Annotated in this window: 8 protein-coding genes; 3 read left to right on the plus strand and 5 right to left on the minus strand. The window is 74.0% G+C overall.

From position 1 onward, the window contains the following. Positions 1 to 196: 196 nt before the first annotated feature. Both pflA and pflB read right to left on the minus strand, forming a co-directional pair. Positions 197 to 1054 carry a pyruvate formate-lyase-activating protein gene (pflA, locus tag HHX40_RS22170; RefSeq protein ID WP_182882156.1) on the minus strand — a complete coding sequence of 286 codons (858 nt, stop codon included), beginning with the start codon at positions 1052 to 1054 and terminating at the stop codon, positions 197 to 199. Beyond that, entirely contained in the window at positions 1054 to 3360 is a 2307-nt protein-coding gene (gene pflB / locus HHX40_RS22175; protein WP_182882157.1) for a formate C-acetyltransferase, read from the minus strand. The genes pflA and pflB overlap by 1 nt, the downstream gene beginning before the upstream one ends. 492 nt (positions 3361 to 3852) lie before the next feature. Here pflB and HHX40_RS22185 point away from each other — a divergent pair, with 492 nt between their 5' ends. After that, positions 3853 to 6054, plus strand: coding sequence for a cellulose binding domain-containing protein (locus tag HHX40_RS22185; protein WP_259403832.1), 2202 nt, complete (start codon positions 3853 to 3855; stop codon positions 6052 to 6054). 250 nt (positions 6055 to 6304) lie between these two features. Then, positions 6305 to 7321, plus strand: a complete 1017-nt coding sequence (locus HHX40_RS22190) for a LacI family DNA-binding transcriptional regulator (protein WP_310738227.1) — start codon at positions 6305 to 6307, stop codon at positions 7319 to 7321. A 24-nt stretch (positions 7322 to 7345) separates the two neighbouring features. Here HHX40_RS22190 and HHX40_RS22195 read toward each other — a convergent pair whose 3' ends face one another. Next, positions 7346 to 10054: an ATP-binding protein gene (locus HHX40_RS22195; protein ID WP_182882158.1), complete on the minus strand. Its 2709-nt coding sequence runs from the start codon at positions 10052 to 10054 to the stop codon at positions 7346 to 7348. A gap of 645 nt (positions 10055 to 10699) precedes the next feature. Between HHX40_RS22195 and HHX40_RS22200 the strand changes: the two genes are divergently transcribed. Beyond that, entirely contained in the window at positions 10700 to 11695 is a 996-nt protein-coding gene (locus HHX40_RS22200) for a helix-turn-helix domain-containing protein (protein WP_220499448.1), read from the plus strand. A gap of 110 nt (positions 11696 to 11805) precedes the next feature. On the opposite strand, the gene HHX40_RS22205 is transcribed toward HHX40_RS22200, so the two are convergent. Beyond that, a complete protein-coding gene (locus HHX40_RS22205) occupies positions 11806 to 24663 on the minus strand; it encodes a type I polyketide synthase (protein ID WP_182882159.1) in 12858 nt (4285 codons plus the stop codon). Continuing rightward, positions 24660 to 26447, minus strand: coding sequence for a condensation domain-containing protein (locus HHX40_RS22210; protein WP_182882160.1), 1788 nt, complete (start codon positions 26445 to 26447; stop codon positions 24660 to 24662). The genes HHX40_RS22205 and HHX40_RS22210 overlap by 4 nt, the downstream gene beginning before the upstream one ends. Positions 26448 to 26615 lie beyond the last annotated feature (168 nt).

Genomic DNA, 26615 nt, shown 5'->3' on the forward strand with positions numbered 1-26615 from the left:
AGGCGGCCCGGGCGTCGGCCGCTCTCGGCGCGCCTGGGCCCGACAAGTCGCCGAGCATGTGGCGGCCCCGCGGGGAACGGGGGTCTGACAGACTCCTCGCATCACGAGATCGACGGCGGCAGGACGCGATCGGCTGCGGCCTGAGGAGCAGTGCGTGAGCGGGTGGCCGGAAGCGCGCCGGGCGGCACCCCGCCGGTCAGACGCTGGTGACGCCGTGGGCGGCGAACTGGGCGTGTACGCGATCGAGCAGGGCGTGGTCCGGGGGTTCGACGTCGGCCAGGGGGAACGTGAGCCCGAGCCGGGTGTACTTGCCGGCGGCCATGCGGTGGAAGGGCAGCACGTCGACCCGTTCGACGTTGCCGAGCATCGCGACGAACCGGGCGAGGCCGTCCACGTTGTCCTCTCCGTCGGTGAGGCCGGGAACCAGGACGAACCGCACCCAGACCGGGCGGCCCAGGTCGGCCAGCCGGCGGGCGAAGCGCAGGGTCGGCTCCAGGCTCGCCCCGGTCAGCCGCCGGTAGCCCCGCGGGTCGTACGACTTGATGTCGAGCAGCACGAGGTCGGTGTCGGCGAGCAGCGCGTCGCTCGCGCGGTCGCCGAGGAAGCCCGAGGTGTCCAGCGCGGTGTGCAGGCCGCTCTCGTGGCAGCGGCGCAGCAGTTCTCCGGTGAAGCGAGGCTGCAGCAGCGGTTCGCCGCCGCTGAGCGTCACCCCGCCGCCGGCGACGGAGATGAACCGGCGGTAGCGGTCCACCTCGGTCATGACCTCGTCCACCGTGACCCGGCGGCCGTCGCGCATGCGCCAGGTCTCGGGGTTGTGGCAATACAGGCAGCGCAGCGGGCACCCGCAGGTGAACACCACGAAGCGGGTGCCGGGACCGTCCACCCCGACGGACAGATCCCACGACTCGATGACGCCGGAGCCCGCCGCCGGCTCCGCCTGGCACAGCTCGGCGGCTGCGTCCTGGCGGAGCCAGGCAATGGACTCGTGGCGGAGCCAGGCAATGGGCTCGTGGCGGAGCCGGGCGGCGGAGTCGTCCAGCGGCTTCTCCGGCATCACAGCCGTCCGTGGAAGGTGCGGTCGATCACGTCCTGCTGCTGCTCGCGGGTGAGCCGGACGAAGTTCACGGCGTAGCCGGAGACCCGGATCGTGAGCTGGGGGTACTTCTCGGGGTGGTCCATCGCGTCGACCAGCGTGGCCCGGTCGAGCACGTTGACGTTCATATGGAAGCCGCCCGCGTCGAAGTAGCCGTCGAGCACGCCCACCAGGTCGGCGACCCGGTCCTCCACCGTGCGGCCCAGCCCTTCGGGGGTGACGGTGCTGGTCAGCGAGATGCCGTCCTGCGCCTGGTCGTAGGGGAGCTTGGCCACCGACAGCGCCGAGGCGACCAGGCCGTGCCGGTCGCGGCCGTTCATCGGGTTGGCGCCGGGGGCGAACGGCGTGCCGGCCCTGCGCCCGTCGGGGGTGTTGCCGGTGTGCTTGCCGTAGACCACGTTGGAGGTGATGGTGAGCACCGACTGGGTGTGCTCGGCGTCCCGGTAGGCCGGGTGGCGGCGGATCTTCTCCATGAACGCCCGCACCAGGTCCGCCGCGATGGCGTCGGCGCGGTCGTCGTTGTTGCCGTACGCCGGGTAGTCGCCCTCCACCACGTAGTCCACGGCCAGCCCGGTCACGTCGCGGAGCACGCGGACCTTCGCGTGCCTGATGGCCGACAGGCTGTCGGCGGCCACCGACAGGCCCGCGATGCCGCAGGCGAGCGTGCGCCTGACGGGATAGTCGTGCAGCGCCATCTCGATGCGCTCGTAGGCGTACTTGTCGTGCATGTAGTGGATGACGTTCAGGGCGTTCACGTACGTCTTCGCCAGCCAGTCCATCATCCGGTCGAACGCCGCCGCGACCTCCTCGTAGTCGAGCACGTCGCCGGTCAGCGCGGGGTAGGCGGGGCCGACCTGCTCGCCGCTGATCTCGTCCCGGCCGCCGTTGATCGCGTACAGCAGGGTCTTGGCGAGGTTGACGCGGGCGCCGAAGAACTGCATCTGCCTGCCCACGGGTGCGGCCGAGACGCAGCAGGCGATGGCGGTGTCGTCGCCGTACCTGGGCCGCATCAGCTCGTCGCTCTCGTACTGGATCGAGCTCGTCTCGATGGACAGGCGGGCGCAGAAGCGCTTGAACGGCTCCGGCAGGCGTGGCGACCAGAAGACGGTCAGGTTCGGCTCCGGCGCCGGGCCGAGGTTGCGCAGCGTCTGCAGGTAGCGGTAGCTGGTGCGGGTGACCAGAGGCCTGCCGTCGGCGCCGATGCCGCCGATCGACTCGGTGACCCAGGTCGGGTCGCCGGAGAAGAGCTGGTCGTACTCCGGGGTGCGCAGGAAGCGGACGATGCGCAGCTTGATCACGAAGTCGTCGACGAGCTCCTGGGCCTCCTGCTCGGTGAGCCATCCCTCGGCGAGGTCCCGCTCCAGGTAGACGTCCACGAAGGTGGAGGTGCGGCCGAGGGACATCGCCGCGCCGTTCTGCTCCTTGACGGCGGCGAGGTAGGCGAAGTACAGCCACTGGATCGCCTCGTGGGCCGTCGCGGCGGGGTGGGAGATGTCGTGGCCGTAGGAGGCGGCCATGGTCTTCAGCTCGCCCAGCGCGCGGATCTGCTCGGCCAGTTCCTCCCGGTCGCGGACGACCGCGTCGGTGGAGAACTCTCCGTCGAGCGAGTGCAGCTCGGCCCGTTTGGCCTCGACCAGCCGGTCCACGCCGTAGAGGGCGACGCGCCGGTAGTCGCCGATGATGCGCCCGCGGCCGTACGCGTCGGGCAGGCCGGTGATGACCCCGGCGCGGCGGGCCGCCCGGATCTCGGGGGTGTAGGCGTCGAAGACGCCGTCGTTGTGCGTCTTGCGATACCTGGTGAAGATCTCCTTCACCTGGGGGGCGAGCGTGTACCCGTACGCGGCGAGGCCGTTCTCCACCATCCGCAGCCCGCCCGCCGGCATGATGGCCCGCTTCAGCGGGGCGTCGGTCTGCAGGCCGACGATCAGCTCACGGCCGCAGTCGATGTAGCCGGGCCGATGCGAGGTGATGGAGGAAGGCGTGGCGGTGTCCACGTCGTACACTCCGCGCCGCCGCTCCTCGGGGAACAGGCCCGACACCTCCGCCCACACCGCGCGGGTCCGCTCGGTGGGGCCTGCCAGGAACGACTCGTCGCCTTCGTACGGCGTGTAGTTGGCCTGGATGAAGTCGCGCACGTCGACCCGCTCACGCCAGGCCGTGCCGCGGAAACCGCGCCACGCGCCGTGCGCGGCCGCCTCCTGCCCGGCTCCATGCCGCCTGGCCCCACGCTCGCTGGTCCCATGCTCCCTGGGCTGTGTGACCGTCATCGCCGGCCCCTCTCGTCGGTGTCCGCTCTCACTGTCGTCCCTGGGGCCGTCCTCCTCGCCGAGCGGAGGTCACCGATCACGAGGACCAAAGTCATCCGCGCGACAGGTCGGCCATCGGCGGTCCCGTGTAACTTTCAGCCGAACCGGTGATCGCGCGGGGACGCCGCACACCCCGTGGGCGGCATCGGGACGGTGCCGTGCCGGGCGACCCGCCGTGTGCCGCCGGCCCGTCCGTTGACGCCCGAACCACGACGTGCGTACGGTCCGGCTGCGAACCCGAAGTCACTATGAAGGAAACCGTTTGTCGGGCTCACCACGAGCGGCGATGCGGCGAATGTGGCACGTGGAATGCGTGAAGGTTCTCGTTCCCCGGTCAGTCGCCCCGCCATCGGCAACCAGTCGGAAACCGGTATCTCGGCAACTTCGCGCCCCGCCCCAGCGGCTCCCGCCCAGGCTCTCCTCTCCAACCCACCACCGCTTCAGAGGACACACATGCGACTCTTCTCCCTTCGATCGGGGACGGCGCTGGCCGCCGTCGTCTGTGCCGGGGCCACCGCCCTCACCCTCGCGCCGGCCGCCCAGGCGGCGGCCGGCTGCCAGGTCACCTACACGATCAGCAGCGAGTGGCCGGGTGGTTTCGGCGCGAGCGTCAGCGTCGACAACATCGGTGACCCGATCAGCGGCTGGAAGCTGACCTGGTCGTTCGGCGCCGGGCAGACCATCTCCCAGCTGTGGAACGGCAGCTACACCCAGTCGGGCGCGCAGGTGACCGTCACCGACGCCGGTTACAACGCCTCCATCCCCACCGGCGGCTCGGCCGGCTTCGGCTTCAACGCGTCCTGGAACGGCTCCAACCCCGTTCCCGCGAACTTCGCCCTCAACGGCACCCCCTGCACCGGCGCCGTCAGCAGCCCGTCGGCGAGCCCCACCCAGTCGCCCGACACGAGTCCGAGCGCGTCCCCGTCACAGAGCCCGTCGCAGAGCCCCTCATCAAGCCCTTCACCGAGCCCGTCACCGAGCCCGTCACCCAGTCCGTCGCCGAGCCCCTCCGGTAGCACGCCCCCGTCGAACCCCGTGGGGAAGGTGCTCACCGTGGCCGTCGGCTCCCCGTTCAGGCCGGTGACCCATGTCGCGACCGGCGGTCTGTACGGACTGGCGGAGAACGGCAAGCCCGCGGACTCGACCCTGTTGCCGCTGAAGGTCAACTCGCTGACGCAGCCGGCCCCGGGTGTGGGCCAGCGGCCCAACGGTCAGCCGCCCGGCGGAGACTCGCTGCTGGTGGCGCCGCAGGCCACCCGGGTCGGCGCGGGGGAGTACATCCGGATGCCGGACATCTACCCCAACTTCCCGTACAAGTGGGTGAGCTGGAACGACTGGCTGGCCAAGGTGGACACGATGGTCCGCGCGCGGCTGAACGCGACCTCGGTGACCAACATTCTCGGCTGGGAGCTGTGGAACGAGCCGGACTGGACGTGGAACACCTCCGCCGCCGGGGCGTTCAACGACGGCTGGTCCCGCACCTACCGGGCGGTTCGGGCGCTGGACACCGCGACGCCGATCGTGGGGCCGAGCATCTCCTACTACAACCGCTCGTGGTTGTCGTCGTTCCTCAGCAGCGCCAAGGCGGCCGGCACGCTGCCGGACATCATCTGCTGGCATGAGCTGGGCAGTCCCAACAACATCGCCGCCAACATCGCCGACTACCGCGCGCTGGAGTCGTCGCTGGGCATCAGTCCCCGGCGGATCTCGATCAACGAGTACGCCGCGACGAGCGAGGTGGACGTCCCCGGCCGGATCGCCAGCTACGTGGCCAAGTTCGAGCGGACCGGGGTCGAGTCGGCGCACCGGGCGTTCTGGTACGAGTACGGCACCATGAACGGGCTGGTGACCAACAACACCCAGCCCACCGGGACCTGGTGGCTCTACAAATGGTACGGCGACATGGCCGGCCGGATGGTCACCACCACCCCGCCGAACCAGACCGGGCTGGACGGCTTCGCCTCCTACGACGGCACCCGTAAGATCGTGAACGTGGTCCTGGGCAACGAGGCCGGCACCAACACGGTCCGGCTGACCGGCATCGGCGCGCTCGGCCCCTCCGTCCAGGTGACGGTGGAGTCCACGCACACGCAGAGCCGCTTCACCGCGGCCCCGGCGGCCACCTCCGTCTCCAGCGCCGTCTATCGGGTGACCGGCGACCAGCTGCTGGTGATCGTGCCGAACATGGCCGCCTCCGACGGGTACCACGTGGTCGTCCAGCCGGCCAGCGGGGTGCCGTCGTACCAGCAGCGGTACGAGGCGGAGGACGCCTCGGTCTTCCGCGCGCAGCGGCTGACCGCCTCCAGCGCGTCCGAGGGCGGCTACGTGGGCCGCATCGACAATGCCACGAGCGCGCACACCACCGACAGCTACGTCGACTTCGTGGTGAACGTGCCGGCCGCCCGCACCTACACGATGACCATCGGCTACGCCAACGGCGGCGGCGCCACCGCCACCCAGGGCCTGGCCGTGAACGGCGGATCGTGGGGCGCCGTCAGCTACCCGGCCACCTCCGGCTGGGGCCAGTTCGGCGCGACCACCGGCACCACGGTCGCCCTCAAGGCCGGATACAACGTGATCCGCCTGGCCAAGGGCTCTCCCGGGTTCTCCGGTGGCACCGGCAACGCCGAACTGGACTACATCCAGCTCGCCTGAGCCACACCGGCACACCTGACCGCCCGCGCCGGCAGCACGCCGGCGCGGGCGGTCGCCGCCGTCAGGGAACCGGCGGGCCACGGAAACGAGGGAGGGGAAAGCCAGAGAAGCGGAAAGCAGGGAAAACAATTTCCGGCACGCTGCCGATGTCCTTCTGGTGGTCATCGACACCATGTTTCCGGCGCGTTATCCGCACTCCATCGCGCTATACAGTGAATCGCGGCAACGTCCAGCGGAAACTGGAGGAAACGTGGGGAGACCGGAGCGTCACGCCACCATCGCCGACGTCGCGGCACTGGCCGGGGTGTCGGTGGGCACGGCCTCCAAAGCGCTCAACGGGCGCGGATCGCTGCGCGAGGAGACCCGGACGCGGGTGCGCGAGGCCGCCCGGCAGCTCAGCTTCCAGGCCAACGCCGGCGCGCGGAGCCTGCACTCGGGCCGCACCTACACCGTCGGCATGATCACCACGGACACCATCGGCCGGTTCAGCATCCCGGTCCTGATGGGAGCCGAGGACGCGCTCGGCGCCGGCGAAATGTCGATCTTCCTCTGCGACGGCCGGGACGACCCCATCCGTGAGCAGTACTACGTCAAGACCCTTCTCAGCCGCCGGGTCGACGGGATCATCGTGACCGGCCGCCGCACCGAGGCGCGCATGTCCATCGGCCGGGACCTGCCCGTCCCCGTGGTGTACGCCTTCATCAGCTCCTCCGACCCCCAGGACTGCTCGGTGGTCCCCGACGAGGAGAGCGGAGCGCGCAAGGCGGTCGAGCACCTGCTGGCGGTCGGGCGCACCCGGATCGCCCACGTCACCGGGCCGGAGCACCACAACTCCGCGCGGGTGCGCGCGGCGGCCGCGCTCGACCGGCTGGCGGGCGAAGGGCTCGACCTGGTCGCGCCGCCGCTGTTCGGCGGCTGGAGCGAGGCGTGGGGCCGGCAGGCCGTCGGCATCCTGCTGGCGGGCCGGACGGAGTTCGACGCGGTCTTCTGCGGCAGCGACCAGATCGCCCGCGGCGTGGGCGACGCGCTGCGGGCCGCCGGGCGGCGGGTCCCGCAGGACGTCGCCCTCGTCGGCTTCGACAACTGGGACGTGATGACCGAGGGCGCTCAGCCACCGCTGACCAGCGTCGACATGGACCTCGAAGGGCTCGGCCGGTCGGCGGCCGAGAGGCTGCTGGCCGCCATCAACGGCACCGCCTCTCCCGGCCGGCACCCGCACCCCTGCCGGCTCGTGGTGCGCGGGTCGACCATCGTTCCGCCCGCGTGACCGGGACAGGCCCCGGCGGCGCGGTCAGTGCGATGTCGTGGGCGCCGCGTAGAGGGTGCGGGCGACGCCGACGCGGTTGGAGACGCCGAGTTTGGCGAAGATCCGCGACAGGTGCATCTCCACGGTCTTCTGGGTCACGTAGAGCCGGTCGGCGATCTCCCGGTTCTTCAGCCCCTCGCTGACCAGCCGGGCGATCTGCCGTTCGCGTGCGGTGAGGGAGGCGGCGCTCGGCCGGTCGGCGACGGGCGGGCCGGAAGCGCCCGGCGGGTCGGCGGCGGCTGATTCGATCACCGGCATGGTCGGGTCCGCAGTCGTGCCGGCGGTGACGCCGGTCGTGACGCCGACGGTGATGCCGGTCGTGATTCCGGTGGTGATGCCGGCGGTCAGGTCGGCGGAGAGCGGCCGCCGCGTGGCCGCGCCGGAGGAGACGGCCTGCTCCGGGCCTCCGGGGGACGCCTTCGCGGGTGCCGCGACCTCGGGGTCGCCCGCGGCCTGCCTGGCCTCCGCGACCATCTCGGCGGCGAGTGCCCCGGGCCAGCCCTGGTCCACCGGCGTGCCGTACGCGGCCAGGTGGCCTCGCAGGGCGTCGAGGTCGCCCGTGCGGGCCGCGACGAGACAGCGCGCCGCCAGCACGGAGGAGTGAAGCGCGGCGCTGCCGGACAGCCAGGCCGCCCGCCCGGCCTCGTCGGCGCTCTCCTCCGCCGTCGTGAGCCGGTCGGCGGCGCACAGCGCCGCGACGCGTGCCACCAGCGCGTGGCATACGACCGCGTGCCTGCCGGCCGACCTGCCGGCGGCCACGGCACGATCGAGATGCCGCACCGCCTCGTGCGGGCGTTCGAGGACGAGCGCGGCCCAGCCGATCCAGAGCGGCGCGTCCGGGAGGGTCACGAGCTGCTCGTCGGTGAGGACGTCGAGGTCCGCGGCGGCCCGGGAGAAATCGCCGGATCCATCCGCGGTCGGTGAGCCGGAGAGGACCGCCGAAACGGCGAGCATCCCGCGTGCCGCGCAGCCGAGCAGGCGCAGGCCGAGCCGATCGGCGATGTGGACGGCCTGCGCGGCGTCGGCGCACGCCGCGCCGGGGGACCCGCTCGACACTTCGAGCCGGGCCCGTTCGAACGACAGCACCGCGCGATCGGCCTCGGCCGGGGCGTGCGCCAGTTCGGCACGCAGCAAGGCGCGTGCCTCGCCGGACCGGCCCAGGTCGTGCAGCAGGCGGGCCTGGCCGGCGGCCACCGCGGCGCGCCGGCCGCCCGTGCCCGGCGGAATCAGCCGCAGGGCCTCGGCCAGGGCGTCGCAGCCCTGCCGCAACTGGCCGGCCGCCTCACAGGCTCTGCCGAGTGCCAGCAGCAGGCCGGTGCGGACGTCGGTGTGCTCGTCATCGCCGTCCGGTCCGGTCCCGTCGTACGGCAGCAGTTCGAGCGCCGCCCGCCGCCACTGAGCCGCCTGTCGCGGACGCGCGGTCTCGACCTCGTCGGCGGCCGCGGCGAGCAGCGCGACCGCGGCGCGGTCGCCCGGCGCGGCGACCCGCGTGAGATGCGGCGCCGTCCCGACGGCGGACGCCCGGCCGCCGGACGGAGACTGTGCGGCCCGCGCGTGGGCGCCGAGCCGCCAGCCGGGGCTCACGTTGTGGTAGACCGCACGGCGGACCAGGGGGTGCCGGAACCCGAACCGCCCGGTCCCCGCCACGAGGCGGATGAGGTCGTGGGAGGCGATCTCGTCGATCGCCGAATAGGCGTCCTGCTCGCCGACCTCGGCGACCGCCGCCACCGACGGCACGGTGAGCGGGTCGCCGAGCACCGCGCACGCGGCGACGACCAGCCTCCCCACGGCAGAGAGGCGGGCGACCTCGGCGGCCATCGCCGAGGCGAACCACGGCGGAACGGGCGCGATGTCGGCCTCGTCGATTCCGGGCGGGCCCTGCTCCAGCACGTCGGCCAGAGCCCGGAGGTAGCCGGGGTTGCCCTCGCTCGCGCGGTACAGTTCCCCGCGCGCGTGCGCGGGTGTGTCCTCACCCATCAGGGCCCCGGCATGGCTTTCGGCCAGAGTCTCCAGGTGGAGCCGGGTGACCTCGCGTGCCGTGTCGACGGTGGCGCGCAGCCGCGGGGACACCTGCCGGTGCCGATGCGCGAAGGCGAGGAGGACGGGGGCGCGGGGCGGCGTGCACATCAGCCGGCACACCACGTCGACGGTGCCCGCGTCGGCGTGCTGCAGATCGTCGAGGACGAGGACGACCGGCAGGGACGAGGCGAGGTCCTCCAGCAGCACGCGGACGGCGTGCGCCGCGCGGTAGGGCGCCGCGATGTCCGGCGGCGACGGCGCGGAGGCGTCCGCCGCCAGCGAGGGGAAGACGGCCGCCAGCACGTCCCGCTGCGCCGCCGGCAGCCGGTCGAGCCGTTCGCCGCCGGTGACGGGGAGCCGGCCGTCCAGCGCGTCGACGATCGCCCCGAACGGCAGGTCGCCGTCCACCGGCTGCGGCCGGCCGTTGAACGCGTCGATGCCCGCGACTCGGGCGACGCGCGTCACCTCGGCGAGTAACGCGGTCTTGCCCGTTCCGGGGTCTCCGCTGATTTCGAGGAAAGCCGGGCGGCCCTGCGACAAGCCCTGGACCGCGGCCTCGATCTCGCGGCGTTGCGACTCCCGTCCGATAAGCGGGCTGACCGGCCGGTGCGGATCCGTGGCCGCGGCGACCGGTGCGCCGTCAAAGGCCGGATACCGCCGCGGCGGCACACTCATATCCTTCACCCCATGGCCTCGCACTTTTCGTCGGACCCTGATCGGAATGCGCGTGGATCGATATTCGGGCATAGCTGCGGAACAACCGGCGGTAATGTGAATGAAAATCGTGGGAGCGCTCCCATGATTTTCGCAAGCTCGTCGCTCTCTGTCAGCGTCTCCCGGCTGGCAGCACGTGTCCTGGCAGGATGTTGTCAGGTTCCGTCCATCCCGGACAGAGCGCCGAAACCATCCGTGCTTTCTGCGTCGGGAGCCACGGACCAGGGTGTCGATCGAGGCGGCCCATGGCACGCCTGGCCGGGCGGACCCGGCGGGAATCCATGTGATGCCGAATTACGGGCGGAAGAAATGCGGGCCGGCCCGCCGTCACCACTTTCCGAAAATGGCGCCGCTTCACACGTTTGCGCACGCTGTGTGAGCGTGCGACGACTTCCTGTCGGAGACCGGTCGCCGGGACGGGTTGGCGGACCGGCTTTAATATGACGATGCCTGGCAGGCCGCCGGGGAGCGCCGGGCCGCATATCTGCCAAGTGACGCGGTTCGGCGATATGCGGTGTACGAGGTAGGTGGCATGTGAATTCGCAGACTTGCCGCAACAGTGTGCTGCAGGGTTTCGGTTTGGATATGGCCAGCGAGTCGGTTTATTTGACGATTCTGGCGGATCCCGACAGCACGGTCGCCGATCTGATGCTTCGGCTGGGTTTGGCGGAGGACGAGGTCCGGGTCGCGCTGGACCGTCTGCGCCGGCTCTCGCTGCTCCGGCCGTCCCGGGAGGACCCGGGCGTGTTGTGCCCGGTGAGCCCGGGAATCGCCCTGGAAGCTCTCGTCAAGCACCAGGAGGCCGAGCTGGTCCGCCGGCAGAACCAGATCGCGGAGAGCCGGGCGGCGATCGCCGTGCTGGAGGCCGAGTACGCGATCACGCGTCACGCCTCCGGCGACGTCCTGGAACGCCTCGCGGACATCGACGCGATCCGGGAGCGGCTGGTGCAACTGGCCCGCGACGCCCGCTACGAGTTCCTGTCCCTGATGCCGGTGGGCACGCGGTCCGCCGAGAGCACGGCGGCGAGCCGGGCGCTGGACGAGCAGATGCTGGAGCGCGGGGTGGCCGTACGCGCCCTCTTCCTCGACACCATCGACCGCGACCCGGTCACGGCGGGCCATGCCCGCCGGCTCACGTGGCTGGGCGGCCGGGTGCGCACCCTTCCGGTGCTGCCGATCCGGATGATCGTCGTGGACCGCGAGGTGGCGATGGTCCCGGTCGACCCCGAGCACGTCGCGCTGGGCGCGGTGCTGGTCCGCGGCGAGGGCATGGTCATGGCGATGCGCACGCTGTTCGACCTGATGTGGGAACGCGGCCGGGACTTCGGCGAGTCCCGCACCCGCGACGGCGACGGTCTCACCGACCAGGAGCGTGAGCTGCTGAGGTTCCTGTGCGAGGGGCACACCGACGAGGCGGTGGCCCGCAAGCTCGGGATCTCCACCAGGACCTGCCGCCGGATCACCGCGGACCTGATGAACCGGCTGGGCGCCCGCAGCCGGTTCCAGGCCGGGGCACGGGCGGCGGAACGCGGCTGGTTCCGCTATCCCGAGCCCGCGCCCGCGCCCGGACCCGGCATGTGGGCGGACGCGCCGACCCTGTGACGCCGTACGACCTCGTGACGCCGTACGACCTCGTGACGCCGTACGACCTCGTGGCGTCGGACGACCTCGTGGCGTCGGACGGCCTTGTGACATCGGGCGTGCTCGCGGCATCAGGCGTCCGCCGGTTCGCGGTCTCCGGCCAGCCGGTCCCGCAGGTGGTCGACGAGTGCCGCGGGTGTCGGATGGTCGAACGCGATGCTGGCGGGCAGGGCCAGCCCGCTGGTGGCCGCGAGGCGGTTGCGCAGCTCCACGATCATGAGCGAGTCCAGGCCGAGCTCGAACAAGGTGGCGTTCGGCTCGATCCAGTCCGCGGCGTGACCGCTGACCTCGGCGACCTGCCCGACGACCAGGTCGAGCAGCAGCGCGTCCCGTTCGTCCGGTGAGAGGCCCGACGGCGGCAGCGCGCCCATGACGTCCGGCCCGGCCTCGGGCTCCGGCGCTGCCACGGTTCCGGTACGCGTCGCCGCGAGGTCCAGGTCGGCCGGCACGATCAGTGGCTCCGCCACGGCGAGTGCGTCGTCGAACAGTCCCAGTCCGTCCTGGACGGGCAGCGGCGTGATTCCGGCGCGGCGCATCCGTTCGAGGTCGGCGGGACCGAGGCGGCCGCCCATGCCGTCGGACTCCCACAGCCCCCAGGCCAGCGACATCGCGGGGAGCCCGAGCGAGTGGCGGTGGCGGGCGAGGGCGTCGAGGAACGCGTTGGCCGCCGCGTAGTTCGCCTGGCCCGCGGTGCCGAGCACGCCCGCCACGGAGGAGAACAACACGAAGGCGTCCAGGTCGAGCCCGCGGGTGAGTTCGTGGAGGTGCCAGGCGCCGTCGGCCTTCGGCCGCATGACGTCCTCGACCTGCCGCGCGGACATGGCGGTGAGCACCGCGTCGTCGAGCACGCCCGCCGCGTGGACGACCGCGGTGAGCGGATGGTCCGCCGGGACCGCGGCGAGCAGCGCCTCCACGGCGCCGCGGTCGGCGACGTCGCAGGCGACGGCCCTGACCTCGGCCCCGAGGCCGGCCAGGTCGGCGACGAGCCGGTGGGCGCCGGCCGCCGCGTCGCCCCGGCGGCTCGCCAGGATCAGATGGCGTACGCCGTGCTCGGTGACGAGGTGCCGGGCGAGCAGTGCCCCGAGGCCGCCGGTTCCGCCGGTGACGAGCACCGTGCCCTGGGGGTCGATGCGCCGGCCGTTCCGGCCCGTGATCAGGGGGACCTGCACCGGCTCCGGCCGATGGAGTACGCCGTCTCGAATGACGATCTGCGGCGCGCCGGTGGCCACCGCCGCCGCGATCGCGTCGCGGGAAGCGGGCGTCCCGTCGACGTCGACGAGCGTGAAGCGGCCCGGGTTCTCCGCCTGAGCCGACCGGATCAGGCCCCAGGACGCCGCGTTGGCGAGGTCCTCGACCGGGTCGGTGGGGAGGGCGGCCACCGCGTGCCGCGTGAGGAAGACCAGCCGTACGCCGGCGGGGGCGTCGTCGGAGAGCCACCGCTGCGCGAGTTCCAGCGTGCGGCGGGTCGCGCGGCGGGCCGCGGCGGGCGTGGGGTCGTCCGGCGGCAGCGGCACGACCACCGCGGCGGGCGGCTCCCCGTCCGCCGCGACGGCCGCCCATGCGGCGGAGAGATCACCGGGGTGCGCCGTGACGATGGGCCGCGGTCTCTCGTACGGCGTCTCGTGGGGCGGCTCGACGACGGGCCAGGCGACGCGGTACAGCGCTCCGCGGCGGCCGGCCGAACGTCCGAGCTGCTCCGGTGCGACGGGCAGCAGGTGCAGCGACTCGACGACGACCGCCGGGCGGCCGGTCTCGTCCCACCCGGTGATCGACACCGCCCCCGGACCGGCCGGTGAGATCCGCACCAGGAGCTCACGCGCGTCGTGTGCGGAGAGGGCGACCCCGTTCCAGATGAACGGGATGCGCGGCCGCGCGGTGCCGTCTCCGGCGTCGGCGACCAGGTCGACGAGCCGCTCCGGCGCGCCGTCCAGGCCGAGCCCGTGCATCGTCGCGTCGAGCAGAGCCGGATGCGGGCCGAACAGGGCGGGATGCAGGCGCCGGTCCTCGGGCAGCCGAAGCTCGACGTAGAGATCGTCGCCGTGCCGGTGGGCGGCGCGGACGCTCTGGAACACCGGACCCCAGCCGTAGTGGCCACGGGCGTTGAACCGCCGGTAGAAGTCGCCGACCTCGATCGGGACCGCGCCGCCGGGGACGCCGCTCGCGGGCCGGTCCGTCTTCGCGGCCCCATTCTGCGCAGAGGCGACACCGCCGGGCCGGGCCGGGCCGAGCACACCGGTGGCCAGCTGCGACCAGGGACGCCCGCGAGCCTCGCCTTCGCCCCTGCACCGCAGCGAGAACTCCCGTCGCCCGGCCGGGCCGGCGGGTCCGGCCCGGAGCTGCAGTTCGACCCTGCCCTCGGGCGGGACGATCAGGGGGGCCTTGTGCGTCAGCTCGACGACCTCGGCGCACCCGGTCTGCCGGGCGGCCCACGCGGCGAGTTCCAGGAACGTCACGCCCGGCACGACGACGCGCCCGTGCACCTCGTGGTCCGCGAGCCAGGGTTGCGTACGCGCCGAGAGGCCCCCGGTGAACAGCATGCCGCCGTCGTCGAGTTCGATCCCCTGGTCGACCAGCGGATGGCGCTCCGCCGCCCGCGAGACGGCGGAGGCGTGGCTCCGGCCGGACGCCGGAAGCCAGAACCGCCGTTGGTCGAAGGCGTACGTCGGAAGATCGACGGGAGTGCCCCGCCCGGCGGGGAGGACGTTCCGCCACACGACGGCCTGGCCCTGGCAGTACGCCTCGGACAGCGCGGCGACGAGGCCCTGCGCCGCGCCCTGCCCCGGCCGCACGACCGCGATCGGCGCGCCCGGGCGGAGCGTTGTGCCTGCTTGATGCGGTGCGTCTGGGTGCTGCGGTGTGCCGGTCCCGTGATGCGGCGAGGCCGGCTGGTGTGTCGCGGCCGGGTCGTCCTCGGCGGGCGTGGGCATGGTGATCGGGGTGGGCATCGTGGTCGGGGCGGGCATGGCGGGACCGAGCACCAGGACACGGCCCGCCCCGCCGGCGGTGAGCAGCCGGGCGCCGTCCCACGTCCCGGTGGTGTCCCGGCGGGTCCAGTGCCCGGGGTCGGCCAGATCATGGGCTGTCAGGAACCGTCCGGTCGAGCCGTGGACGATCGGGATGGCGGGCTCGACGAACCGGGTGCGCCCGACGACCGTGCGGACCTCGCGCAGCGCCGCGTCCTCGTCGCCCCGGCCCGCCGACTGGCCCGCGAACCGGCCCAGGGCGACGGCCAGGGCCGCGGCGTCGGTGAGGGAGAGAGCGCCGGCGACGTAGGCGGCGGCCGGCTCGCCGCTCCCGGCGCCGAGAACGTACTCGGGCGTGACCCCGAAGTATTCGAGCAGCCGGGTGAGCGCCACGTCGGCCGCGAACCGGGCCGCGTACGCATGGGCGGAGGAGTCGTCCCCGAGGGTGCCGGGGGCGGTGCGGAGCACGTCGCGCAGGGGAGTGTCCAGATGGGCGTCCAGTGCGCCGCGGACGGCGTCGAACTCCGCGGCGAACACCGGGAACGCCTCGTACAGCCCGGGTACGGAACCGATCCGCCCGTCACCGGTTTGCCCGTTGGCTGTCTGCCCGGTGTCGACAAGCCCGGTGTCGACGAGCCCGGTGCTGACGAGCCCGGTGCCCTCGGGGTAGAGGAACGCCGTCCGTGCCGCCTTCGCGACGCCCTGGACCACACCGGTCACGGTGCCGAGAGGACCTTCGCCACGGGCGAGCCGGTCCAGCGCCTCGGCCAGCTCGGCGTGGGTCCGGCCGGTGACGGCGGCCCGGTGCTCGAACGGGTGCCGGGCCGTGACGAGCGCGTGAGCGACGTCGTCGAGGGGGAGCTCCGGGTGACGCGTGGCGAAGTCGCGGAGCCGGGCCGCCTGCGCCCTCAGCGCCGTCTCCGTGCGCGCGGAGACCAGCCAGGGCGCCGGCGACGCCGTCTCGGCCCGCGTTCCGGGCACCTGGGCCGGGGGCTCTCCCTGCACGGGTTCCGGCTTCTCCTGTGGTGCGGGCTGCTCGATGACGACGTGGGCGTTGGTGCCGCTGATGCCGAACGACGAGACGCCTCCGCGGCGCGGCCGGCCCGTGCCGGGCCAGGCGGTCGGTTCGGTCACCAGGCGCACCGCGCCCGAGGACCAGTCGACGTGCGGGGTGGGCCGGTCGACGTGCGGCGTCCTCGGCAGCACGCCGTGCCGCATCGCCATCACCAGTTTGATGATCCCGGCCATTCCGGCCGCCGCCTGGGTGTGCCCGATGTTGGCCTTGACCGAACCGAGCAGCAGCGGCGGCCGCGCCTCCCGGTCCCGGCCGTACGCGGCGAGCAGCGCCCTGGCCTCGATGGGGTCGCCGAGCGCGGTGCCGGTGCCGTGCGCCTCCACGACGTCCACCTCGGCCGGGCCGAGCCCCGCGGCGGCGAGCGCCTGTGCGATGACCTGTTCCTGCGCCGGGCCGTTGGGCGCGGTCAGCCCGTTGCTCGCGCCGTCCTGGTTGACGGCGCTGCCCCGGAGGAGGCCGAGGACCCGGTGGCCGTTGCGGGTCGCGTCGGAGAGCCGTTCGAGCAGGAGCATCGCGGCGCCCTCGCTCCACGCCGTGCCGTCGGCGGCGGCGGCGAACGGCTTGCACCGGCCGTCGGGAGCCAGCCCGCGCTGCCTGCTGAACTCGGTGAACACGGTCGGGGTGGCCATCACCGTGGCGGCGCCGACCAGCGCCATGCCGCACTCCCCGGAGCGGAGCGCCTGCCCGGCGAGGTGGACGGCGACCAGCGACGACGAGCAGGCGGTGTCCACTGTCAGGGCGGGTCCCCGCAGGCCGAGGCCGTACGCGATGCGGCCGGAGTTCACGCTCGGCGCGGTGCCGGTCAGCAGGTGCCCGGCGACGTCCTCGGGGACGTGCGTGCCGTCGCCGCCGTACTGGTGCGACGACGCGCCGACGAAGACACCGGTGTCGCTCTCCCGCAGGGTGGCGGGGTCGATCCCGGCGCGTTCCATGACCTCCCACGCGAGCGTGAGCAACAGCCGCTGCTGCGGGTCCATCGCGACGGCCTCGCGGGGGCTGATGTCGAAGAAGGCGGGGTCGAACTCCCCGGCGTCGTCGAGGAAGCCGCCGAGGTTCGTGTACGACGTGCCGGGTCGTTCGCCGTCGGGGTCGTACAGCCGGTCCAGGTCCCAGCCCCGGTCGGTGGGGAACTCCGACACCGCGCCGGCGCCGGACATCAGCAGGTCCCACAGGTCCTCGGGGGAGCGCACGCCGCCCGGGTAGCGGCAGGCCATCGCGACGATGGCGATGGGATCCGCGTCCGGGTCCACCGGCGCGGGCGCGGCGGCGGCCGGGGCCGCGACGCGATCGGACGTGCCGGTGAGCTCCGCGTACAGGTGGTCGGTGACCGCGTCCGGCGTCGGGTGGTCGTACGCCAGGGTGGCGGGAAGCGTCAGGCCCGTGGCGGCGGTGAGCCGTTCCGGCAGTTCGACGGTCATCAGGGAGTCGAACCCGAGGTCGCGGAAGGGCCTGCGCGCGTCGACCGCCTCGGCCGACTCGCCGACGATCGCCGCCGTGTGGCTCAGCACCACGTCCAGGACCCGCGGGCGCCGCCTGGCGGCGGGCAGGGCGGCGAGTTCCCGCCGCAGCCCCTGGCCGGACAGTCCGGACGCGGGGGCGTCCTCAGGCGCGCGGAGCACCTCCCGCGCCGCCGGCAGGTCGTCGAGCAGCGGACGGGGACGCGTCGCGGTGAACGGGGGCACGAACCGCTCCCACGCGATGTCGGCGATGGTCACGCAGGTCTCGTCGTCGTCCAGCGCGTACTGCAGCGCGGCCATCGCCTGCTCGGGCGGCAGCGCCTCGACGCCGTGCCGCTGCAGGTGGCGGGCGAACACGGCGTCCGCGCCCATCCCCGGCCCGGCCCACAGACCCCAGGCGAGCGAGGTCGCGGTGCGGCCACGGGCGCGGCGCCGCTCGGCCAGAGCGTCGAGGAAGGCGTTGGCCGCCGCGTACGCGGCCTGGCCGGTGGTGGCCCACAGGCCGACGCCCGCGATCGAGGAGAACAGCACGAACGCGTCCAGCGCGGTCTCGCCGAACAGCTCGTCCAGGTTGGCGGCACCGGCCGCCTTCGAGCACGCCTCCGCGAGATCGCTCGCGGTGAGGTCCTCGATGGGCACGCGCCGCCCGACCCCCGCCGTGTGGAACACCGACCGGATGGGGCCGTGCTCCGCGGTCACGGTGCCGACCAGCTCCGCCAGCGCCGCGCGGTCGGCCACGTCGCAGGAGGCGACGGTGACGGCGGCGCCGAGCGAGGTGAGCTCCGCTTCGAGGGCCTCGGCGCCCGGCGCGGCCATGCCCCGGCGGCTGGCGAGCACCAGGTGCTCGGCTCCGCCCGCGGCCAGCCATCGGGCGACGTGGGCGCCCAGACCGCCGGTGCCACCGGTGACCAGGACGGTTCCGCGCGGGCGCCAGGGTTCGCCGGCGGACGGCGGCCGCGACGCGCTCACCAGCCGGCGTCCGAACAGCCCGGCGGCGCGGATCGCGATCTCCTCCTCGTGCCCGGGCCCGTTCAGGGCCGTACGAAGGAGAGGCGCGGAGCGGGTGTCGGCCGGGAGGTCGACCAGGCCTCCCCATGAGCGCGGGCGCTCCAGGGCGACGGAACGGCCGATCGCCCAGATCTGCTCCTGTGCGGGGCTTTCGACCGGGTCCGTGGAGCCGGTGCCGACCGCCCCGCGGGTCAGCAACCACAGCGGCGCGTCGAGCGCGGCGTCGCCGAGGGCCTGCACGAGCGTCAGCGTCGCCGACAGGCCACGCGAGATCTCGGCATGACGCGGGTCCGGGTGTTCGTCGAGCGCCAGCAGCGACAGCACGCCGCCCGCACCCGCGGCCCCGTCACCCGCCGTCCCGTGACCCGTGCTGCCGTGACCCGTGCTGCCGTGACCCGTGCTTTCATGACCCAGTGCGGCGCGCAGCCGCGACGCGAGCACGTCCCGGCCGGTGTCGCCGCCCACCTCGGTGATCGTCCGGACGTCGGCGCCGCCGTCGGCGAGGGCGTCCGCGCACGCGGTCACCCATTCGTGGTCCGCGTACCCTGCCGGGACCACCAGGAGCCAGACGCCGCGCGGGGCGGGAGCCGCCGTCACGGGGATCGGCCGCCAGGCGACGCGGTACCGCCGTCCGTCGGCGGCCGCCCGTTCGCTGTGCCGCTGGTGCCAGTCCGACAGGATCGGGACGACGGCGCCCAGCGACGACCGCTCGTCCGTGCCGGTGACTCCGAGCGCGTCGGCGACCGCGCCGGTGTCCCCGGTGCGTACGGCGGCCCAGAAGCGCGTCTCGGCGGGGACGGCCGTGGACGGCCGCGATTCGGACGCGTCCGGACCGGGGGTGGCGGTCAGCCAGTAGCGCCGATGCTGGAAGGGGTACGTGGGCAACTCGGCGCAGGCGGCCGGCCACCCGGCGCGACCCGGGTACGGGGGCACGCCCGCGCCGCGGGCCCGGGCCCAGGCGACGGCCCGGTCGGCGGTCTCGGCCTCCGGGCGTCCGCGCTGCAGGACCGGCATGAACTCCGGCGCCGGGCCGGACTTGGGCGACAGGGCCGCGAGGGTGGTCCGCGCGAGCGGCGCGAGCACGGCGTCGGGGCTCAGCTCCAGGTAGGAGGTGACGCCCTGTTCGGCCAGCCGGTGGACGCCGTCGAGGAAACGCACCCCCTCGCGCGCGTGCCGCACCCAGTACGCGGGCGAGCACAGCTCCTCCGGGGTGGCGATCCGGCCGGTGAGGTTGGACACGACGGGGACGGCGGGCGGCCGGAAGGTCAGGGCGGCGGCGACGTCGAGGAGGTCGCCGAGCATGCCGTCCATGTGCGGCGAGTGGAAGGCGTGGCTGACGTTCAGCCGCCGGGTCGCCCAGCCCAGCTCCTCGCAGCGCCGCGCGACGTCGAGCACGGCGTCGGTGTCGCCGGAGACGACGACGGCGGCCGGGCCGTTGACGGCCGCCACGCCGACGACCTCCTCGTGCCCGGCGAGCAGCGGGCGCACGGCGTCCTCGGCGGCGCGGATCGACACCATCGCGCCGCCCTGCGGCAACTCCTGCATCAGCCGTCCGCGGGCGGTGACGAGCGCCGCGGCGTCGGCCGCCGACAGCACGCCCGCGACGTGCGCGGCGGTGAGCTCGCCGATCGAGTGGCCGATGAGGTAGTCCGGCGTGATGCCGTGCTCCCGGGCCAGCGCGTACAACGCGGTCTCCAGGGCGAACAACGCCGGCTGGGTGTAGCGGGTCTGGCCGAGCAGTTCCGCCTCGGCCGACCCGGCGGGCGCCCACATGACGTCGCGCAGCGGCCGGTCCCCGTGTGCGGACAGATGCGTGTCGAGGTGCGCCCAGACCTCGTCGAGCGCGGCCGCGAAGACCTCGGACGCCTCGTACAGCTCACGGCCCATGCCGGGCCGCTGGCTGCCCTGCCCGGCGAACAGGAAGGCGGTCTTGCCTGCCCCTCCGGAGGCGCGCAGCACGCCGGGAGCGGGCTCGCCCGCGGCGACCGCGCCGAGGCCGGACAGCAGCGCCGCCCGGCTCGCCGCCGTGATCACGGCGCGGTGCTCGAACAGGGTACGGCCCGTCGCGAGGGCCGCCGCGACGGCGTTCGCGTCGAGACCGGGGCGGGCGGCGACGTGGTCCCTGAGCCGCTGCGCCTGCGCCCGCAGGGCCGGCTCGGTCTTGGCCGAGATCAGCCAGGTCGTGGGCGTCCCGCCGTCCGCATGGGTGGTCGGCGGCGCGGTCTCCGGGGACGTGGCGGCCGGGGCCTGCTCCAGGATGAGGTGCGCGTTGGTGCCGCTGATGCCGAAGGACGACACCGCCGCACGGCGGGGACGGCCGGCGTCCGGCCAGCCGGTCGCCTCGGTCAGCAGGCGGACGCCGCCGGAGGACCAGTCCACCCGGGGGGTCGGCCGGTCGACGTGCAGCGTCCTCGGCAGGACGCCCGCGTCCATGGCCAGCACCATCTTGATGACCCCGGCGGCCCCGGCGGCGGCCTGGGAGTGACCGATGTTCGACTTCACCGAGCCGAGCAGCAGCGGCCGGTCGGCGGGCCGCTCCCGGCCGTAGGTGGCCAGCAGGGCCTCGGCCTCGATCGGGTCGCCGAGCGAGGTGCCGGTGCCGTGCGCCTCCACGGCGTCCACGTCCGCGGGCCCGAGCCCGGCGGCGGCCATGGCCGCCCGGATCACCCGCCGTTGCGCGGAGCCGCTGGGGGCGGTCAGCCCGTTGCTGGCGCCGTCCTGGTTGACCGCGCTGCCGCGGATCAGCGCCAGGACGGGGTGGCCGTTCCGCCGCGCGTCGGACAGCCGTTCGAGCACCAGCAGCGCAGCGCCCTCACCCCAGCTGGTGCCGTCCGCCGCGGCGGCGAACGGCTTGCACAGGCCGTCGGCGGCGAGTCCGCGCTGCCGTCCGAACTCGGTGTACATCGTGGGGGAGGCCATCACGGTCACGCCGCCGGCCAGGGCCAGGCCGCACTCGCGGAGCCGCAGCGCCTGGCAGGCCATGTGCACGGCGACCAGCGACGACGAGCAGGCGGTGTCGACGGTCACGGCGGGGCCGCCGAGGCCGAGGGTGTAGGCGATCCGGCCGGAGATGACGCTGCCCGTGCCGCCCGTCAGGAGGTAGCCCTTGAGCTCGTCGGGTCCCTCGTGCCCGCGCGGGCCGTACTCCTGCGGGATCGCGCCCACGTAGACGCCCGTGTCGCCACCCGCGAGCGTCGCGGCGGGGATTCCGGCCCGTTCCAGGGCCTCCCAGGTGACTTCGAGCATCAGCCGTTGCTGCGGGTCCATGGCCAGCGCCTCGCGCGGCGAGATGCCGAAGAAGTCGGCGTCGAAGCCCGCCGCGTCGGCCAGGAACCCGCCGACGGCCGGAACCTGCCAGCCGCGGTCGGCGGGCACGTCGGACACCGCGCAAATGTCGGACTCCACCAGCCGCCACAGGTCCTCGGGCGACCGTACGCCACCGGGATACCGGCAGGCCATCGCCACCACGGCGATCGGATCGTCGGCCGCCTCCGCGACGGCGGCGGTCGCAGCGTTCTGCGTGCTGGCCGTCGTACCGGTCGTCACGGTGGCCGCCGGGCCGCCTGCCTCGCCGACCAGGTGCTCGGCGACCGCGACCGGCGTGGGATGGTCGTAGACCAGCGTCTCCGGCAGGCGCAGCCCGGTCGCGGCGCTCAGCCGGTGGCTCAGTTCGACGCCGGTGAGGGAGTCGAAGCCGAGATCGCCGAAGGCCTGCCGCACGCCGACGGCCTCCGGGGTCGCGTGGCCGAGGAGGTCGGCGACCTGCTCGCGCACCAGGGCGACCGCCGCCGCTTGCCGTTCCGCCTCCGGCAGTCCGGACGTCACGCGCCGCCAGGCGGAGTCGTCCCGCGCTGACGTCGTGACCACGACGGGGGAGGGAGCCGGCTCGATCGCCTGAGGGGCGGTCGGAGTGACCCAGTGCGACGTGCGCTGGAAGGCGTACGTCGGCAGGTCGACCAGGGCCGCCTCGTCTCCGAGCACGGCCGGCCAGTCGACGTCGGCCCCGTGGACGTAGGCCAGCGCCATCGACCGCAGCACGCCGTCGTGGTCGGGCCCCGCGGCGAAGGCGGTGCCTGTCGCGCCGGTCAGCACGGGATGCGTCGCGAGTTCGACGAAGACCCGGTGGCCCTCGCGGGTCAGAGTGCCGACGAGAGGGCCGAGCCGGTCGGGGACGTCGGCGGGTGCGGGTCCGGCGGTGGTGTCGACGGCGGCCCGGTCGAGCCTGCCGCCCGTACGCGTCGAGTAGCAGGGGATCTCGCCGTCATCCGGCGCCGTCGCGTCGAGCCTGTCCGCGTCCGGTACGCCTGCGTCCGGCGCGGCCGTGACCGGGGCCTCCGGCGCGCTCGCGTCAGGGGTTGTCGCGGCGGGCGACGGTAGTTCGGGCATATCGGGCGGGCCGGCCGGGGGGGAACCCGCGCGGCCGTGGACGATCAGGCGGGCGGCCTCGGCGAGGGTCAGGAGACCGGCCGCGCAGGCGGCCGCGATCTCGCCGTCGAGATGGCCGACGACCGCGCCGGGCCGTACGCCGAAGGACCGCAGGGTCGCGGCGAACGCCACCGCGACGGCGAACGACATGGGCCGGGCGACCTCCGGCGCGTCGGCGCCGGGCGCTCCGGGCGTGCCGCGCAGGACGTCGAGCGGTGACCAGCCGGTGCACCGCTCGATCTCCGCCGCGCACGTCTCCAGGTGACGGCGGAACGTCCGTCCGGGAGGCGCGGGCAGGTCCAGCAGCCCGGCCGCCGTGGCGAGATGGCCGGGGACGTCCTCGGGCGTCCCGGGGAACACGAGGACCGTCGTGCCCTCGTCGTCGGCGCCGCCGCGCAGGAGGTGGCCGGCCGGGCTGCCCTGTTCGGCCGCGGCGAGACCCGTCAGGAACCCCGCGTGGTCGGCGGCCAGGACGACGGCGCGCTCCCGCAGGGAGGCCCGCGTCACGGCGAGCGAGCGCGCCACGTCCGCCGCCCCGGGCCGCGGCTCGGCCCCGGCGAACTCCCGGAGGCGTCCGGCCTGGGCCCGAAGGGCCTGCCCGGTCTTCGCGGACAGCACCCACGGCAGCAGCAGGTCACCGGTGGCAGCGGCCCGCGCCACCGGGCGCTCGGCCGGGGGTTCCGCGGGGTGCGTCACCGAGGACTCTCCCGGGCATGCCGCCGGGCGCGTCACTGGACGCTCCGCCGGGGGCTCGCCCAGCACGACGTGACAGTTGGTGCCGCCCACGCCGAACGAGGACACGCCCGCCACCAGCGGCCGGTCGGGCCTCGGCCACGGGGACAGCTCGGTCTGGACCCGGAGGCCCAGCCGGTCCAGCGGAATCTCCGGGTTCGGCGTGACGTGGTTCAGGCTCGGCGGGAGCTCCCGATGGGCGAGGCTGAGGGCCACCTTGAGCAGGCCCACGATTCCCGCCGCGCCCTCCAGGTGCCCGACGTTGGTCTTGACCGAGCCGACGGCGAGCCGGTCGGCGTCCGGTCGTCCCGTTCCGAGGGCCGCGCCGAGCGAGGCCGCCTCGATCGGGTCGCCGACCCGCGTGCCGGTGCCGTGCAGCTCGACGTACTGGACCTCGTCCCGGCCGACGCCCGCGCGGCGCGTCGCCAGCTCGATCACCCGCTCCTGCGCCTCACGGTTCGGGACGGTGAGCGTGCCGGTGTTCCCGTCGTTGTTGACGGCGCTGCCCAGGATCACGCAGTGGATCCGGTCCCCGTCAGCCTGGGCGCGGCGCAGCGGCTTGAGCACGACGGCCGCGGCGCCCTCGCCCCGGACGTAACCGTTGGCGCGGGCGTCGAAGGTGAAGCAGCGATCGTCGGGCGACAGCCCGCCGAACCGCTCCGCGCCGACGGTGCTCTCGGGCACGATGTTCAGGTTGACCCCGCCCACCACGGCCAGGTCCGCCTCCCCGCTCTGGAGGCTCTCGCAGGCGAGGTGCACGGCCAGCAGCGACGACGACTGGCCGCTGTCCACGGCGAAGCTCGGGCCGCGCAGGCCGAGGTGGTAGGAGATCCGGTTGGCGATGACGCCGCGGTTGGAGCCGGTCAGGGTGTGCCGGGTGATCCCCTGGAGCCCGTTGCGGTGGAGCACCGTGCCGTAGTCGCCGGACATCGTGCCGACGAACACGCCGACGTGGCGGTCTCTTATGGAGGTCGGCGCGATCCGGGCGTTCTCCAGCGCCTCCCAGGCGAGCTCCAGCATGAGCCGCTGCTGGGGGTCCATGACGGCGGCCTCGTTCGGTGAGATCCCGAAGAACTCCGCGTCGAACTCGTCGATCCGGTCGAGGAACCCGCCGGGCCGGTGTCCCTGCGCGACCTCCGGCCGGCCGGGCGGCGGATCGGTGATGGCGTCCTTCCCCGCCCGCAGCAGCCGCCAGAAGCCGTCCGGGCCGGGCGCCTGCGGAAGCCGGCAGGCCAGGCCGAGTACGGCGATCGGCTCGGCGTGGCTCATCGCTGCGCCTCCCGGCCGTCGCCCTCGGCGAGCACGGGCTGGCGGCGCCAGGCGCCCGGGTCGCCGGTGTCTTCGGGAGCTCGGGCGCAGATCACGTACCGGCCGGGCGCCATCGCGGAGTACCGCCCGTTCAGCAGGCCCAGGCAGGCGCGGTGGGCCTCCCGCGGCGTACTGACCGCGCCGCCCGCGGCGACGTAGGCGGTCAGCACGGGACGGCCGTCGTCGTCCGGCACGGCGAACACCCGGGCCGGCGCCTGGACGGCCTCGTCGACCACCGCCTGCACCTCCGGCAGCTCGATCCAGCAGTTGTCCACCCGCAGCCACTCCGGGCCGCGGACGACCGGCGTCAGCCCGGTGATCTCGGTCATCCGGCGGAGATCGACGTCACCGGCGGCGGCCGCGGCGAGCAGCCGGTCGATCCCGAGCAGCAGCGCCTCGATCTCGGCCGCGGGGATCAGGTCGGCGTGACCGGTGGTCAGGCCGAGCAGCGGCTCGCCGTCGGAGTCGATGACCCGCATCAGGAGCAGCACCCGGAAGTACGGCGGGATGTGCCAGCGGAGGGCGGTCCGCGGGAGCGCCTCCTGTGCCGCCTCCGGCGGCCCGGACGGCCGCGTCTCGCCGTCGAAGAAGATGTTGATGTTGGAGGCGCAGTCCCGCTGGAACAGCGTGCCCCGGCGGTCGCCGATCTCCTCCTGGAGGTCCTGGAGCAGCCTGACCTCGTACAGCCCGTGCATGGCGGCCCGCAACGTCGCGCCGCCGGTCCGCCGGACCAGCTCGTCGAAGCTGGTGGTGCCGGCGTCGACGGCGAGCAGGCTGTCCTGCGCCAGGGTGCCGACGTAGTCGTGCATCTCCCTGCCGATCCGGTTGTTCGCCAGCGAGGCGAACACCAGGTCGGTGACGCCGGTGCGCCAGGAGACCACCGCGCAGAACGCGGCCGACAGGACCATGGGCAGCGTGGTCTGCGTACGCGCCGCGATGTGCGGCAGCGCGAGCCGCAGCGCGGGCGAGTCGAGCCAGCAGCCGAGCGGCTGTCCCTCGCCGCCGGAGGCCGGCACCGCGTAGTCGTGGTGCACCTCGCGTTCGTCACCGCCGGCCGGCCGCGGCATCGCGCAGAGGCTCTGCGGCATCCGTGACGTGAGCTGCCGCCAGTACCGGAGCGACGCCTCGGCGCGGCGCCGGCCGCGGGTGGAGTTCTCGACGAGCGCCTGGTCGGCGGGCTGGTGCGTGAGGGGCCCCGCGTGGCGCTCGTCCGGGTGCCGGATCAGATGGTTGAACTGCCGTACGACCACGGCCAGGCTCTCGCAGTCGACCGCGAGGTGGCTGCACGCGATGAGCACCACCCTGATGGCGCCGTCGCGCATGGCGACGGCGGCGCGGAAGAGCGAGTCCGCCACGTCGTCCACGGGCGCGGCCTGCAACGCCGAGATGAGGTCGGTGACCTCCTCGGGGCCGACGGGCGAGCCGGCGGCGGCGTCGGTCTCGTACACGTCGACGGCCACCTGGCCGGAGCCCGACACCACCTGGCGCCGCCCGTCGCCGGTGACGAAGGAGGTACGCAGCGACTCGTGCCGCTCCACCAGGACCGCGAGGGTGTCGGTCACGTCGCGCAGGGTGGTGCCGTCCGGCACCGTGACGGCCCACTCCATCATCCGGTAGAGCCCCGCCCGGGTGTCGTCACCGAGCCATTCGAGGGTGTTGATCTGCCCGAGCGTCAGCGGCGCCTCCACCGCGCGTCCCCCGGCGAATTTCACGTGAATGCGTTCGGTGAATACCAGGCCACCCATGCCGCCTCCTGAACACTCAGCGCTCGGGGGATCGAAGAATTTCACACGGAGGGTATTAACCGGGCGGCCGGCGGCCTATTGGGGAAATCTCCACATCTCTCGCCCGGCGGGGCCGGCGGGTGATGGTAGGGAAAACCCCAATATCCATCCCGGGTGGCTCGGCCTAGC

Origin of the sequence: Microbispora sp. H10949, from assembly GCF_014161435.1 — a bacterium.
Taxonomy (GTDB): domain Bacteria; phylum Actinomycetota; class Actinomycetes; order Streptosporangiales; family Streptosporangiaceae; genus Microbispora; species Microbispora triticiradicis.

What these genes read in the sequence shown, in the direction of transcription:
- HHX40_RS22195 (WP_182882158.1), bottom strand. Translation starts at nt 10,054, where the DNA reads ATGAGTGTGCCGCCGCGGCGGTATCCGGCCTTTGACGGCGCACCGGTC.
- pflB (WP_182882157.1), bottom strand. Translation starts at nt 3,360, where the DNA reads ATGACGGTCACACAGCCCAGGGAGCATGGGACCAGCGAGCGTGGGGCC.
- HHX40_RS22205 (WP_182882159.1), bottom strand. Translation starts at nt 24,663, where the DNA reads ATGAGCCACGCCGAGCCGATCGCCGTACTCGGCCTGGCCTGCCGGCTT.
- HHX40_RS22210 (WP_182882160.1), bottom strand. Translation starts at nt 26,447, where the DNA reads ATGGGTGGCCTGGTATTCACCGAACGCATTCACGTGAAATTCGCCGGG.
- pflA (WP_182882156.1), bottom strand. Translation starts at nt 1,054, where the DNA reads ATGCCGGAGAAGCCGCTGGACGACTCCGCCGCCCGGCTCCGCCACGAG.
- HHX40_RS22185 (WP_259403832.1), top strand. Translation starts at nt 3,853, where the DNA reads ATGCGACTCTTCTCCCTTCGATCGGGGACGGCGCTGGCCGCCGTCGTC.